Here is a 13,047-nt window from a genome sequence, read left to right as displayed (position 1 = left end):
GTGGAACCTTTATGGCCGAGCTTATAGAAGGGCGGTCGCCCTCAGACAGGTGAAGCGACCATGGCCCCCTCCCGCATTACTCCGGATTCCCTCCTCGTCGGCGAGGCCGGCGGTTGGCACACCGGAAATCGGACGATCACCTACGCCTTCATCTCCCAGGTGCCGGGCTACTACCCGACGATCGACACCGACTGGGACGGCAAGGACGATTCCTACCTCATCGCGAGCGGCGACGGGGAAAGCCCGGCTTCGACGGTGCCGTTCGGTGCGAACGTCGCGATGGGCCGGGCGGAGGCTCAGCTTACGCGCCAAGCCATCAAGGAATGGGCGGAGGTCGCCAAGCTCAACCTCGTCGAGGTCAAGGCCGGCCCCGGCCTCAAGGTCGCCGACATCACCCTCGGCTCCTACGAGTTCGCCGACGAGAACCTGTTCGGCTTCGTGCCGGGCCTGCCCCGGTCCACCGACGAGGACATCCCCGCCGGCCAGCTCGGCGTGCCGTCCGCCCACGGCGACTTCTGGGTCAACACCGGCAATCCCCAGCAGGTCGGCGCCGTGTACGGCAACACCGGCTGGCAGACCTACCTGCACGAACTCGGCCACGCGCTCGGCCTGGAGCATCCCGAGGGCAAGGGCGAGCCCGCCTCGCCGATCCCCTTCCACAACAACCAGTACACGGTGATGTCCTACATCGCCCATCCGGGCGAGGCGGGCGTTCCGGCAGCCGATCAGGATTGGCCGATCACGCCGATGATGTACGACATCGCGGCAATCCAGAAGCTTTACGGCGCCAACCTCGAGACGCGAGCCGGCGCCACGAGCTATTTCGGCGCGAAGGGCCACTACGCCCTCAAGGATGGCGGCCTGCTCGCCAACGGCCGCACCGCGATCCTCACCGTATGGGATGCCGGCGGCGTGGATACGATCAACGCCTCGAACCAGACCGGCTCGGTCAAGATCGACCTCAATCCCGGCGCCTTCTCGACCATCGGCAAGGTCGCCGACAACATCGGCCTCGCGCTCGCCCACACGGTCGGCGGCGTCATCGTCAACCTGATCGAGAACGCCAAGGGCGGCTCGGCCTCCGACATCCTCATCGGCAATGTCGGCAACAACACCCTCGAAGGCGGGACCGGCGCCGACCGGATGTCGGGCGGGGCCGGCAACGACACCTACGGCGTCGACAACTCCGCCGACCTCGTGTTCGATCGGGCGGGCGGCGGCACCGACCGCATCTTCACGAGCACCCACTATGCCCTCAAGGCGGGCCAGGAGATCGAGAGCCTGCGGCTCCTCGCCTCGACCGGCATGAAAAAGCTCAACCTCGCCGGCAACGAGTTCGGCCAGACCCTCGTCGGCAATGCCGGCGCCAACGGCCTCGAGGGCAAGGGCGGCAACGACATCCTCGCCGGCGGACGCGGCGGCGACACCTTCGTGTTCGGCTCCGCCCTAGGCAAGAACAACATCGATCACATCCTTGACTTCGCCGCCGAGGACACGATCCGGCTCGGCGACGCCATCTTCGAGGCCCTGGCGCCGGGCGGGCTCAAGGCGAACGAGTTCAAGGACATCGGCCGGGCCAAGGTCGATGCCGACGACCACATCCTCTACGACAGCCGCAGCGGTAACCTGTTCTACGACGCCGACGGCTCGGGCAAGGCGGCGGCGGTGAAGTTCGCCGTCCTCGACAACAAGGCGGCGATCACCCACGCGGACTTCCTCATCGTCTGACGGCGCGCCAGGCCATCGGCCGGGCGCCGCGAGGCCCGCATCCTGAGGCCGTGTCCGATGCGTCGCATCGGGCACGGCCTTTGCGCATGCGCGGGCGGAGGCGTCACGCGAACCGCATCTTTGGGGTCAGGACGGCGGATCGTCCCGTGCGCTCGGGGCAAAGGTCCACTACATCCCGTCCATCGTCCGCCCTAGACTCATCCGCGGTAGGCCGCCCCCGCGGGCGGCGCGCCGTACGCCCCGAGCCGCCGCCCCAATCCCCCTGCCCGAGCCCGCCCATGACCCTCATCGCCCCCTCGATCCTCGCCGCCGACTTCGCGCGCCTCGGGGAGGAGACGCGGGCCATCGCCGAGGCCGGGGCCGACTGGATCCATCTCGACGTGATGGACGGGCATTTCGTGCCCAACATCAGCTTCGGCCCCGCCATCGTGAAGGCGCTGCGGCCCTCGACCGACAAGCTGTTCGACGTCCACCTGATGATCGCCCCGGCCGACCCCTATCTCGCCGCCTTCGCGGAGGCCGGCGCCGACGCGATCACGGTCCATGTCGAGGCCGGCCCGCACATCCACCGCTCGCTCCAGACGATCCGGGCGCTGGGCAAGCGCGCAGGCGTGGCGCTCAACCCCGGCACGCCGGCCAGCGCGATCGAGCCTTTGCTCGACATGGTCGATCTGGTGCTGGTGATGACGGTCAATCCCGGCTTCGGCGGCCAGAGTTTTATCCACTCGGCACTGGACACGGTTTCCCGGGTCAAGGCGCTGACGGCCGGGCGGTCGATCGGCATCTCGATCGACGGCGGCGTCACCCCGGAGACAGCCGGCCCGGCGGCGGCGGCGGGCGCAGACATCCTCGTGGCGGGCTCCGCCGCCTTCAAGGGCGGCCCCGACCAATACGCAAAGAACATCGCGGCGATCCGCGAGGCCGCCGCGACGGCCACGGGCCGGGACGGCGCGCGATGCTGAAGGCGCTGATCTTCGACGTCGACGGTACGCTGGCCGAGACCGAGGACCTTCACCGCCAGGGCTTCAACCGCGCCTTCCGGGCGCTCGACCTGCCCTGGGACTGGTCGCCGGAACTCTACGCCGAACTCCTCAAGGTGATGGGCGGCAAGGAGCGGCTGGTCCACTACATCGAGCGCTTCCACGCGGACCAAGCCGAGAGCCTGAAGGCGCGGCTGCCCGAAATCCACGACCTCAAGACCCGCTATTACGGCGAACTCGCCGAGGGCGGTCATCTCGGCCTGCGGCCCGGCGTCGGGCGGCTGGTGGGGCAGGCCCGCGCCCGCGGCGTGCGCCTGGCCGTGGCCACCACCACGAGCCGACCCAACATCGACCTCCTGCTGCGCCTCAATTTCCCCGGCGAAAACCCCTTCGACGTGATCGCGGCGGGCGACGAGGCGGCGCAGAAGAAGCCCGCCCCCGACATCTTCGCGCTCGCGGTCCACCGCCTCGGCATCGACCCGTCCGAGGCCATCGCGTTCGAGGATTCGGCCGCCGGCATCCGCTCGGCGCTCAGTGCCGGTCTGCCGGTGCTGGCCACCCGCAGCCGCTACACCCGGAGCCACGCGCTCGACGGTGCCTTCTCGGCGGTGTCCGACCTCGGCGAGCCGGGGGCACCCCACACCCACCTCCAGGGCGTGGCGTGGCCGGACGGAATCGTCACCCTCGACGCGCTGGCCGAATGGCACGCCGGTCAGCTCCACGGCTCGGCCTGACAACAGCACGCGCAGGGCGGTGATTCGGGAGCGCGCACTCCCAAAAAGACCACCGCCGTCATTCCGGGGCCGCGCAGCGGAACCCGGAATCCATGACTGGCCGCAACGCCTGCCATAGCCGCGCATCACGGGTGGATTCCGGGTTCGCTTCGCGCCCCGGAATGACAGTGGTGGGGATGTGACGCGATCCTCGATCCCGCACGCGAAGCCCGATCCTCACCCGACCGTGGCTTTCCAAGCCGCCCCGGCGCGGTCTATCAGGGCCCGCCTTCCGCTTCCGGGTCGCGGGTCCCGAAGCGGCGCCGGGCGGAGGTGGAAGCCCCGGCCCGGGAGGCCGGGGCCTGCCGCTGCGACGTCACACCGCCGGACCGTGGAGCCTGATGCGCGAGCCGAACGCGATCGATTTCTGGCGTGGCGTCGCGCTCGTGACGATCTTCATCAACCACATCCCGGGCAACTTCTTCGAGCGCTACACCTTCTCGCAATACGGCATCTCGGACGCCGCCGAGCTGTTCGTGTTCCTGGCCGGCTGGTCGATCGGGCTCGCGACCCGCGGGCGCGACGGCAAGCCCGAGCCGCGGCTCATCACCGTGCTGCGGCTGCTGTCGCGCACGGTCGAGGTGTACCGGGCGCAGATCGTCATCATGGCGCTGGCGCTGGCGATGATCGCGGGATGCGCGCTCTATCTCGACAACCCGCTCATCCTCGAATGGCACAATGCCGGCGGCTTCTTCGCCGACCCGATCCAGACGATGGTCGGCATCGTGCTGCTCACGCACCAACTCGGCTTCTTCAACATCCTGCCGCTCTACGTCGTGCTGATCGCCATCGCGCCCGTCGTGGTGCTGCTGGGGCGCGTCAGCCGGGCGCTCCTGCTGGCCCTGTCGTTCTCGCTCTATGGCGCCAGCCTCGTGTTCGAGTGGAATTTCCCGGCATGGCCGGGCGAGGGCGACTGGTTCTTCAACCCGCTGTGCTGGCAACTCCTGCTCGTGCTCGGCTTCGTCTCGAACGAGGCAGCCCGCGAGAACCCGCGCCTGCGGGCGTGGGCCCGGCGGCTGACGCCGCTCGGCATCGGGCTCGTCATCCTCGGCGTCGTGCTCGCCGTGTGGGAGCTGCGCCCCGATCCGATGCTGGCGCCCGAGCCGCGCCTCGTCTTCACCTTCGACAAGACGTACCTGTCGCCGGGGCGCCTGATCCACTTCTGCGGGATGGTGCTGGCGTTCCAGGCGGTCTACGGGCTGATCGCGCCGCGGGTGATGCCGCTCGCGCGGTTCCTCTCGGGGCTCGGGCGCAACTCGCTCGCGGTGTTCTCGATGGGATCGCTGTTGAGCCTCGCCGCGCAGTTCGTGCGCTTCCAGACCGGAGGCGGTATCATCGTCGATGTTTCGGTCGTAGGCTTCGGCCTGTTTGCACTGGGTTTCACCGCATGGTTCGTCGAATGGCGTGCCCGCAGACCGCGCGCCCCGCGGACGCCGCCCGACGGCGCCGCCTCGCGCCCGGCCTCTCCGCCGGCCTGAGCCTCGCCCTCGGCAGTTGGCTTCTCGCCTCGACGCCCGCCCGCGCCGAGACGCCCGCGACCGCCCCGCCGCCCTCCGCGGTGAAGGTGGCGCCGGTCCAGGCGGCGGAGGCGCTCGACCAGAGCCTGTCGCCCGAATGCCGCGTGCCGGGCTCCAAGCTCTACACGCTCGCCAAGCTCAACGCGGTCAAGGCCGCGCTCAAGGAGAAGCGGCCGATCCGGGTGCTCTCCATCGGCTCGTCCTCGGCGGGGCTCGGCACCGGGTCGAGCTATCCGGTCAAGCTCGAGAACGCGCTGGAGAGCGCGCTGCCCGACGTGCAGATCGAGGTCGAGGCGCGCTCGTTGCCCGGCGAGGTCGCGAGCGGGGCGGGCGAGCGCCTGCGCACCATCGTCGCCGAGGTCGAGCCCGATCTCGTGGTCTGGCAGGTCGGCACCAACGACGCGCTGGCCCGCGTCGACATCGACACCTTCGCCGAGGCGCTGGACGAATCGGTCAAGTGGGTGATGTCGCACGACATCGACATCGTGCTGATCGATCCGGTCTTCACCGCGAGCCTCGCCCAGGACGACTATTACAACCGCATGGTCGGCATCGTGCAGGAGGTCGCCCGGCGCGAAGCGGTGCCGCTGGTCCACCGCTACGCGGCGATGCGCTTCCTCTCCACGCGGGGCAACGACGAGGCGCACATGCTCGGGCGCCAGTTCCGTCTGAACGATCTGGGCTTACGCTGCATGGCCGAGCACGCGACCCGCGCGATCACCCTGTCGCTGCTGCAATCCGACCCGGTGAAGCCCGACCCGAACGCGGTCCCCGACCGCACCGGCACCGCGACCCGCCCGGCGCCGGGCCGCGAGGCCGCCCCCGTAGGAGGCGGCAACTAGCCTGCGGCCCTGGACAAGATAAAAATTGCGGCAATCAGGGCGGGTTTCGGCAAAATCTTGCGCAAAAGCCCTTGGCGCCCGCCCCCGAGCCGGCTAAACCGCCGCGACACCTGAGACAAAAAAGGCCGCCCCGGTGAGGGAGCGGCCCGAAGTCTAGGGAGGAAACGCCCAAGAAGGGCAACGGGACCGCGACGCCATCGCGATCTCGTATGATGCAAAATTATATGCTGCGTCGCACAAAGCAACCCGTCTCGGGATGCGCGATGTGCATGATCGACGCTTTGCCGGCCGTGTGGTGCGCTTTCGCACCATGACACTCCAACCGGCCCATCGGCCTCAGCGGTCGCCCCGCTCGCGCTTGTCGCTCTCCAGCTGCTGAAGCAACTCAGCCAGCCGCGGATCGAGGGTCTCGTCGAGCACGGGCTCGTACAGCGCCTTGAGATGACGCCCGAGGCGTTCCCGCGTCTGTGCATCCAGCACCGGCCCCTGATCGGCCGGCAGCGATTCGGTGTGTGCCCGCGCGTGAACCATGGGGATTACATTGATCGGTGATCGTGGAAGGCAAGCGCGAAGAAAAGCCTAAGCCGCCGCGATTCCGCCGATGGCCCGGATAGCCCAAGAAACCTAAGCGAGCGCCCCGGACGACGCCCTCGGGCTTAACCTCGCCGAAACGCGACACCCCCTAGCCTGAGCGTCGAGTGCGCCGGCTTACGTCCGGCTTGGGGCGGAGGGCGTGGCGTTGGCGGCGGATGAGTGGGCGGCCGGCCCCATCCCGGACGCGGCGTCCCCGTTCCGCCGGGTGCGCGCTTGGGCGATGGCGGCCCGCGCCGGGGCCGGCGGGGCGGCGCTTGGGGTGTTTTCCGTGCGCATCGCGGCGGCGGGCTGCGCCTACCTCGCCCAGGTGCTGATGGCCCGGATGATGGGCGGCGAGGAATACGGCATCTTCGCCACCGTCTGGGTCTGGATCGCCATCCTCGGCCACACCGCGACGCTCGGGCTCGCCCAGGGTGCGAGCCGCTTCCTGCCCGTCGAGCGGGCGCGCGGCCATCTCGACGCGGTGCGCGGCTACCTCGTGGGCGGGGCGCTGGTCAGCGCGGCGGGCGGGCTGGCGCTCGCGCTCGCCGGGCTCGCCGTCGCCGAGATCCAGCACGACATCCTCGACGGCCTCTACGGCGGCCCGATCCTCGTCGCCGTCCTCGTCGTGCCGCTCTTCGCGTTTCAGGACTATCTCGAAGGGCTCGCCCGCAGCCAGGGCTGGCCGATGCTCGCCATCGCGCCGCCCTACCTGCTGCGCCAGGGGCTGATCATGGCCGGCATGGTCGGCGCCGTGCTGTTCGGCGCGCCCGCGCACGCCTGGGTCGCCATCGCCTGCACGCTGGTCGCCACCGGGGTCGCCGCGACGGTGCAGGGCGTGGTGCTGCTGGCGCGGCTGCGCCGCCATCTGCCCGCCGGGCCCCGGACCTATCGCTGGAGGATCTGGCTCACCGCCTGCCTGCCGATCGCGGCGGGCGAACTCGCCACCAGCGCCTTCGGCTTCATCGACGTAGTACTCCTCGGCTTTCTCGCCCCGCCCGCCGCGGTGGGCCTCTACTTCGCCGCCACCCGCATCCAGCAATTCGTGGTCTTCGTCGCCTACGCGGCCTCCGCGGCCACCGCGCCCCGCTTCGCCGCCGCTCGCGCCGAGGGCGACGAGGCGGGCCTGGCCGCGCTCGTGCGGGCGCAGGCGCGCTGGACCTTCCTCGGCACGGTCGTGGTCGGGCTCGGCGTCATCGCCGCCGCGCCGCTGCTGCTCGGCCTGTTCGGCTCGGACTTCCACGACAGCCTGCCGGTGCTGGCGATCCTGGTCGCGGGCGGCGTCACCGCCAGCCTGTTCGGGCCGGGCGAGGACATCCTGATCATGCTCGGCGGCGAGCGGCTCTGCGTCGCCATCACGCTGGCCATGCTGGCGCTCGCGGTGCTGCTCTGCCTCGTCCTCATCCCCTGGCTCGGCATCGTCGGGGCGGCGCTCGCCATGGCAGGCGCCAATGCGCTCCGCGGTCTCGCCATGGCGGCGGGGGCCAAAGCGGTGCACGGCATCGCCACGTCGGCCTTCCGCCTCCCGTCCCTGTCTCGAGGCCGAGGCGCCGCCTGACCCATGGGAATCCCCCTCCGCTCGGTCTTGCCGTCCGCCTTCGACGCCGCCGTCGAGCCCGTCTCCGCCATCGCCGCGGAGGCCTGGGATGCGCTGGCGCTCGGTGCCGCCGAGCCGCACCCGTTCTACGCCCGCCGCCCGGTCGAGGCGCATCGCGCGAGCGGGCTTAGCCCCGACGACCTCGCCGCGGTGGTCGTGCGCGGACCGGACGGCCTCGCGGCCCTGCTGCCCTTCGTCCTGCGGGCCGACATCGCCGGGTTCGGCACGGCGGTGGCCCAGCCCTTCCTCTCCCCCTACGTGACGGCGAGCGCCCCCCTCGTCGCCGACGGCCCCGCTCTGGACGCCCGGCTCGACGCTCTGGTGGCGGGCCTCGCGGCGGCGTCCGACGGGCGCTGCTGGCGCTGGCCGATGCTGGCGACCGAGAGCCGCCTCGGCGCGGGCCTCGTCGCCGCGATGACGCGGGCCGGCTGGCAGGTCGCCACCGTGGCGAGCTTCGAGCGCCCGGCGCTCGACCGTCGCCCGGACCACGCCGCGTTCCTCGCCGCCCACCCGCACAAGAGTCGCCTGAAGGACCTGCGCCGCCGCCGCCGCCGCCTCGGCGAGGCCGGCACCCTCGTCTTCGAGGTCGCCACGGACGGCCCCGCGCTGGAGCGCGCCCTCGACGGCTTCCTGGCGCTGGAGGCCGCGGGCTGGAAGGGCGAGGCCGGCACGGCGCTGGCCAGCCGCACCGACACCACCCGCTTCGCCCACGCCCTCTTTCGGCAGGACGGCACCTCGGGCCCGCCCGCGGTGCGGGCCGATTCCCTGCACCTCGACGGCCGGACGATCGCCGCGAGCCTCGCCCTAGTGGCGGGCTCGACCGCCTACCTCCTCAAGACCGCTTACGACGAGAACTTGCGTGCCCACGCCCCCGGCCTCGTGCTGGAGGACGAGATCGTGCGCGCGCTCCACGACACCGCCTTCGCCGACCGCCTCGATTCGGCGACGCTGCCGGGCTCGCCCCTGGAGAGCCTGTTTCCCGAACGCATGCGGATCGCCGAGATCCTGGCGCAGCCCCCCGGCGGCGGCCTCCTCCCCCTCGAACGCCGCGCCGACCTCGCCCGCTTCGAGCACCGGGCGCGGGCGGAGATGAAGCGGTTGATTGGGCGGCGGTAGCGGCGGGCTTCGGCGTCCCTTCTGGATGCCTCTCCTACCAACCCCCCTCATCCTGAGGTGCTGCGCAGCAGCCTCGAAGGAGGGCTCCAGAAGTCGCGCGATCCACTGGAGCCCTCCTTCGAGGCCCGCCGTGGCGGGCACCTCAGGATGAGGGGAATGGGTGGGAAGCGCCGGTCGAGCGGCTTCTCACAGTAGAAGCAGCACGCCCGCCAGAAGCACGAAAGCCGCGAGGCCGGACAGCAAAACGATCCGGTCCACCGACCCCGCCCCCGCGGCCCGCTCCGACGCGGCGGCTGCCTCGACCCGCGCCCCGGCACCTCCGCCCGCGCCGTCCGGCGCCCCCACCGGCACCGGGGTCGTCACCGCCGCCCCGCGCTCTGGGGCGGGCAGGTCCGGCACCGCCTGCACCGGGCGCTCGCCCCGCGGGCCGAACGCGTCGGGCTCGACGGAGACGCCCGCGGCGTCGAGTTCCAGCATGACGAGGACGAGGGCGTCCACGTCCATCGCGTCGATCGGCAGGACGCGCTGGAGGTCGTCGGCGGTGAGTTCGCCGCGCTCGCGGCCGAGCGCGATCAGCCGGTCGAGGGTGGCGCGGTCGATCGGCGTGCTCATGCGGGCCCCGTTGCTCCTCCCTCACCTGTGCCGGGCGGCGGCTTTCTCCAAGTGGCGCAACAGCGCGGCGGCCTGACGCGCGCAGGACTCCGGGCCGTCGCCGCCCCGGCGCCAGACGACGCGGTTGTCGCGGACGCCGATCTCGTCCGAGACCCCCATCGTCGGCGGCTTGCGCTCGGGGTGGAAATCCGCCGCGATCCCCTGCGGGCCGCCGCTGAGGCGCACGATGCCGAGCGACAGGCAACCGATCCGCAAGGAGCCTAAGGTGAACAATGCCTCGACCGCCTCCGGTGGTGTCCCGAACCGATCCTCGACCTCGTCGCGCAGCGCGTCGAGTTCGGTGCGGGCGCGTAGCCGCAGCAGCCGCGTGGTGAGGCTCAAGCGGATTTCCGGCTCCGGCACGTAGTCGGCGGGCACGCGGCCCGAGAGGCCGACGCGCACCTCCGGGCTCCAATCCTCCGCCGGCTCGCCCTTGGCCGCGCGGAGCGCCAGTTGCAGCAGGTGCTGGTAGAGACCGAGGCCCACGCGGGCGACATGGCCGGCCTGGGCCTCGCCGACGAGGTCGCCCGCGCCGCGCAGGTCGAGGTCGCGCGCCGCGATGGCGAAGCCCGCCCCCAGCCGGTCGAGGGCCTCCAGCGTCCGCAGGCGCTTCTCGGCGGTGGCGCTCAGCGGCTTGTCGGAACCTCCGAACAGCCAGACGCTGCCGCGCCGCTGCCCGCGCCCGACCCGGCCGCGCAACTGATGCAACTGGGCCAGCCCGAAGCGCTCGGCATCGAAGACCAGCATCGTGTTGGCGCGTGGCACGTCGAGCCCGCTCTCGATGATGCTGGTGGCGAGCAGCACGTCGCCCGCGCCGTCGGCGAAGCGGACCATGGCGGCGTCCATCTCGGCGGGCTTCATCGCGCCGTGCGCCGTCACCACGTCGAGGTCGGGCATCAGGGCGGCGAGGCGACGCGCCATCGGCGCGATATCCTCGATCCGCGGGCAGACGACGAAGCTCTGGCCGCCGCGACGGTGCTCGCGGCTGAGTGCGGCGCGCAAAGTCTCGTCCTCGAACGGAGCGATCACCGTGCGGATCGGCCGGCGCACGGCGGGCGGCGTCGCGATCACGCTGAGGCTCTGCAATCCCACCATCGCGGCCTGGAGCGTGCGCGGGATCGGCGTGGCCGACAGCGTCAGGAGATGCGCGTCGCCCGCCGCCTTTCGCAGAGCCGCCTTGGTCTTGGTGCCGAAGCGCTGCTCCTCGTCGATGATGACGAGGCCGAGATCGTGGAAGCGCACGCCGCGCCCGGCCAGCGCCTGCGTGCCGACGACGAGGCGCACCGAGCCGTCCTCGATACCCTGCTTCACCCGCCGCGCCTCGGCCGGTGCCACCAGCCGCGAGAGCTGCGCGACGTCGATGCCGAAGCGGGAAAAGCGCCGCGCAAAGGTCGCGGCGTGCTGGCGCGCCAGCACGGTGGTCGGCGCCATCACGGCGACCTGCCGCCCGGCGAAGACGGCGGCCGCCGCCGCGCGGAGCGCCACCTCGGTCTTGCCGAAGCCGACATCGCCGCAGACCAGCCGGTCCATCGGCGCCTCGCCCGGGAGGTCGGCGAGCGCCGCCTCGATGGCGCGGGCTTGGTCACCCGTCAGGGCGAAGCCGAAGCCGGCGGCGAAGCGCTCCATCTCCCGCGCGGGCGGGACGAGGGGCACGGCCCGCGCCGTGCGCCGCGCCTCGGCCGCCGCCAGCATGACGCGGGCGGCCTTGGCCAGCGCGGCCTCCGTTTCCAGCCGCCGCCGGGCCCAGGTGCCGCCGTCGAGCCGGTCGAGGGAGACCGCCTCCTCCTCCGAGCCGTAGCGCCAGATGCGGTCGGCCTGGGAGGCCGGCACCATGCGGATCGCGTCGTCGGCGAAGCGCAGGCGCAGGGCGTCTTCCTCGCCCCCCGGCATCGCCTCCAGCCCTTCGAACACGCACAGGCCGTGCTCGCGATCGACCGCGACGTCGCCGATGCGCAGCTCGACCTCGCCGATGGGCAGCATCGCGACGGGGCGCGCCGCCCCCGCATCTGCGCCGCCGAACAGGTCGGCGGCGGCGATCACGGTCGCGCCTGCCTCCGGCACGCGAAAACCCGCCTGGATCGGGGCCTCAATCGCCAGCATCGCACCGGGGGCGGCGTCCGCCACCTCGCTCCAGCTGTCGATGAGGCGAAGGTCGCGCCCGTCCTGCTCGGCCGCCGCCCGCACCAGCCGCCGTAAGGGTGCCTTGGGGCCGGTGAGCACGATGCGGTCGCCGGCCTTGAGGCGCTCCTTCAAGGTCTTGGCGAAGGCGGAGTCGGGCCGGCGCTCGCGCACGAAGGGCGTCAGCGCGACCTTTTCCGCCTCTTCGGTGCTGGCCGTGGCGAGGCCGCGCTGCTTCACCAGCGCGGTCCAATCGGCGGGCGTGAGATAGAGCGCGCCGTCGTCCGGCGACCCCGCCTCCTCCCGCGCCTCCTCCAACTGCTCGAAGAAGGCAGCGACGCGGTCCTCCGTGCCGGCCTCGACCACGAGGCGGGCGTCGGGCACGTAATCGAGCACCGTCGAGAGGTCGCGATAGTGTCGCGCCAGCCGGTGCTCCGCGCCGGTGAACGGCGTCACCGTGAGGTCGGATCCTTCGTCCGGCACGATCTCGGTCGCCGGGTCGATCACCAGCCGCTCGGTCTCTGTGCGCGAGCGCTGCGAGACCGGATCGTAGGCGCGGATCGCGGTGACGCGGCCGTCCGCGTGCTCGATGCGGCAGGGCAGGGGGGCGGCGGCGGGAAACACGTCGATGGTCCGGCCCCGAACCGCGACCTCGCCGGGCTCGTCCACGCGGTCGTCGATCTGGTAGCCGAGCCGGGCGAGTTGCGCCGTCAGCGCCTCCGGGTCGAGCCGGTCGCCGACGGTGATCTCGACATGGGCCGGGCCCCAGGTCTCCGGCGGCGGCACCCGCTGGAGCAGGGCCGGGGCCGTGGTGAGGAGGATATCGGGCAGCGCGTCCCGGTCGGTCAGCCAGCGCAGCACCCCGGCCCGCGCGCCCATGACGCCGCGCGAGGGCGAGGCCCGGTCGAAGGGCAGGCAGTCCCATTCGGGATAGACCGCGACTTTGCGCTCCGGCGCGAGCGCCCGCAGGATGGCGGCGACCTCTTCCAGGCGTCGCCCGTCGCGGGCCACGTGGACCAGCGGCCGCGATCCTTCGCAAAGGTCAAGCAGGGAGACCGCGAGCGCCCCGGTGGGGACCAGCGGGACGGCGCTCGGCTCCGGGGCAGTCTTCGTGGCAGTCTTTTTCGCGGCCATCGGGGGTCCCTGGTGAGC

10 protein-coding genes are annotated in these 13,047 nt (G+C 71.9%); 7 read left to right on the top strand and 3 right to left on the bottom strand.

The window, feature by feature from the left end:
• Positions 1–60: 60 nt before the first annotated feature.
• The 5 genes from ASG52_RS09870 (at position 61) to ASG52_RS09850 (ending at position 5,840) form a co-directional block, all read left to right on the top strand.
• Positions 61–1,728 (top strand): M10 family metallopeptidase, encoded by a 1,668-nt coding sequence (locus ASG52_RS09870; RefSeq protein WP_056242398.1) that lies wholly within the window; start codon positions 61–63, stop codon positions 1,726–1,728.
• A gap of 278 nt (positions 1,729–2,006) precedes the next feature.
• Positions 2,007–2,690 (top strand): ribulose-phosphate 3-epimerase, encoded by a 684-nt coding sequence (gene rpe / locus ASG52_RS09865; RefSeq protein ID WP_056242395.1) that lies wholly within the window; start codon positions 2,007–2,009, stop codon positions 2,688–2,690.
• Positions 2,684–3,442: an HAD-IA family hydrolase gene (locus tag ASG52_RS09860; protein ID WP_056242392.1), complete on the top strand. Its 759-nt coding sequence runs from the start codon at positions 2,684–2,686 to the stop codon at positions 3,440–3,442. Before rpe ends, ASG52_RS09860 begins: the two co-directional genes overlap by 7 nt.
• A 380-nt stretch (positions 3,443–3,822) precedes the next feature.
• The gene (locus tag ASG52_RS09855) at positions 3,823–4,959 is read left to right on the top strand and encodes an OpgC family protein (RefSeq protein WP_056242389.1); all 1,137 of its coding nucleotides are present in this window, start codon (positions 3,823–3,825) and stop codon (positions 4,957–4,959) included.
• Positions 4,881–5,840, top strand: a complete 960-nt coding sequence (locus tag ASG52_RS09850) for an SGNH/GDSL hydrolase family protein (RefSeq protein ID WP_082552480.1) — start codon at positions 4,881–4,883, stop codon at positions 5,838–5,840. Before ASG52_RS09855 ends, ASG52_RS09850 begins: the two co-directional genes overlap by 79 nt.
• Before the next feature lie 336 nt (positions 5,841–6,176).
• Here ASG52_RS09850 and ASG52_RS09845 read toward each other — a convergent pair whose 3' ends face one another.
• Positions 6,177–6,371: a hypothetical protein gene (locus ASG52_RS09845; protein ID WP_056242386.1), complete on the bottom strand. Its 195-nt coding sequence runs from the start codon at positions 6,369–6,371 to the stop codon at positions 6,177–6,179.
• 208 nt (positions 6,372–6,579) lie between these two features.
• Here ASG52_RS09845 and ASG52_RS09840 point away from each other — a divergent pair, with 208 nt between their 5' ends.
• The gene (locus tag ASG52_RS09840; protein ID WP_056242385.1) at positions 6,580–7,971 is read left to right on the top strand and encodes a lipopolysaccharide biosynthesis protein; all 1,392 of its coding nucleotides are present in this window, start codon (positions 6,580–6,582) and stop codon (positions 7,969–7,971) included.
• A 3-nt stretch (positions 7,972–7,974) separates the two neighbouring features.
• Positions 7,975–9,126, top strand: a complete 1,152-nt coding sequence (locus ASG52_RS09835; protein ID WP_056242382.1) for a GNAT family N-acetyltransferase — start codon at positions 7,975–7,977, stop codon at positions 9,124–9,126.
• Positions 9,127–9,312: 186 nt separating this feature from the next.
• Here ASG52_RS09835 and ASG52_RS09830 read toward each other — a convergent pair whose 3' ends face one another.
• Together ASG52_RS09830 and ASG52_RS09825 are read right to left on the bottom strand one after the other, a co-directional pair.
• Positions 9,313–9,738, bottom strand: a complete 426-nt coding sequence (locus ASG52_RS09830) for an RNA polymerase sigma factor region1.1 domain-containing protein (protein WP_056242379.1) — start codon at positions 9,736–9,738, stop codon at positions 9,313–9,315.
• A gap of 21 nt (positions 9,739–9,759) precedes the next feature.
• Positions 9,760–13,029: a helicase-related protein gene (locus ASG52_RS09825; protein ID WP_056242376.1), complete on the bottom strand. Its 3,270-nt coding sequence runs from the start codon at positions 13,027–13,029 to the stop codon at positions 9,760–9,762.
• Between the last annotated feature and the right edge of the window lie 18 nt (positions 13,030–13,047).

The sequence above is a fragment of the Methylobacterium sp. Leaf456 genome (assembly GCF_001425465.1).
Classification (GTDB): Bacteria; Pseudomonadota; Alphaproteobacteria; order Rhizobiales; family Beijerinckiaceae; genus Methylobacterium.
This window is presented reverse-complemented; position numbering and strand designations above follow the sequence as displayed.

What these genes read in the sequence shown, in the direction of transcription:
- ASG52_RS09825 (WP_056242376.1), bottom strand. Translation starts at nt 13,029, where the DNA reads ATGGCCGCGAAAAAGACTGCCACGAAGACTGCCCCGGAGCCGAGCGCC.
- ASG52_RS09835 (WP_056242382.1), top strand. Translation starts at nt 7,975, where the DNA reads ATGGGAATCCCCCTCCGCTCGGTCTTGCCGTCCGCCTTCGACGCCGCC.
- ASG52_RS09845 (WP_056242386.1), bottom strand. Translation starts at nt 6,371, where the DNA reads ATGGTTCACGCGCGGGCACACACCGAATCGCTGCCGGCCGATCAGGGG.
- ASG52_RS09855 (WP_056242389.1), top strand. Translation starts at nt 3,823, where the DNA reads ATGCGCGAGCCGAACGCGATCGATTTCTGGCGTGGCGTCGCGCTCGTG.
- ASG52_RS09850 (WP_082552480.1), top strand. Translation starts at nt 4,881, where the DNA reads ATGGCGTGCCCGCAGACCGCGCGCCCCGCGGACGCCGCCCGACGGCGC.
- ASG52_RS09870 (WP_056242398.1), top strand. Translation starts at nt 61, where the DNA reads ATGGCCCCCTCCCGCATTACTCCGGATTCCCTCCTCGTCGGCGAGGCC.
- rpe (WP_056242395.1), top strand. Translation starts at nt 2,007, where the DNA reads ATGACCCTCATCGCCCCCTCGATCCTCGCCGCCGACTTCGCGCGCCTC.
- ASG52_RS09830 (WP_056242379.1), bottom strand. Translation starts at nt 9,738, where the DNA reads ATGAGCACGCCGATCGACCGCGCCACCCTCGACCGGCTGATCGCGCTC.
- ASG52_RS09860 (WP_056242392.1), top strand. Translation starts at nt 2,684, where the DNA reads ATGCTGAAGGCGCTGATCTTCGACGTCGACGGTACGCTGGCCGAGACC.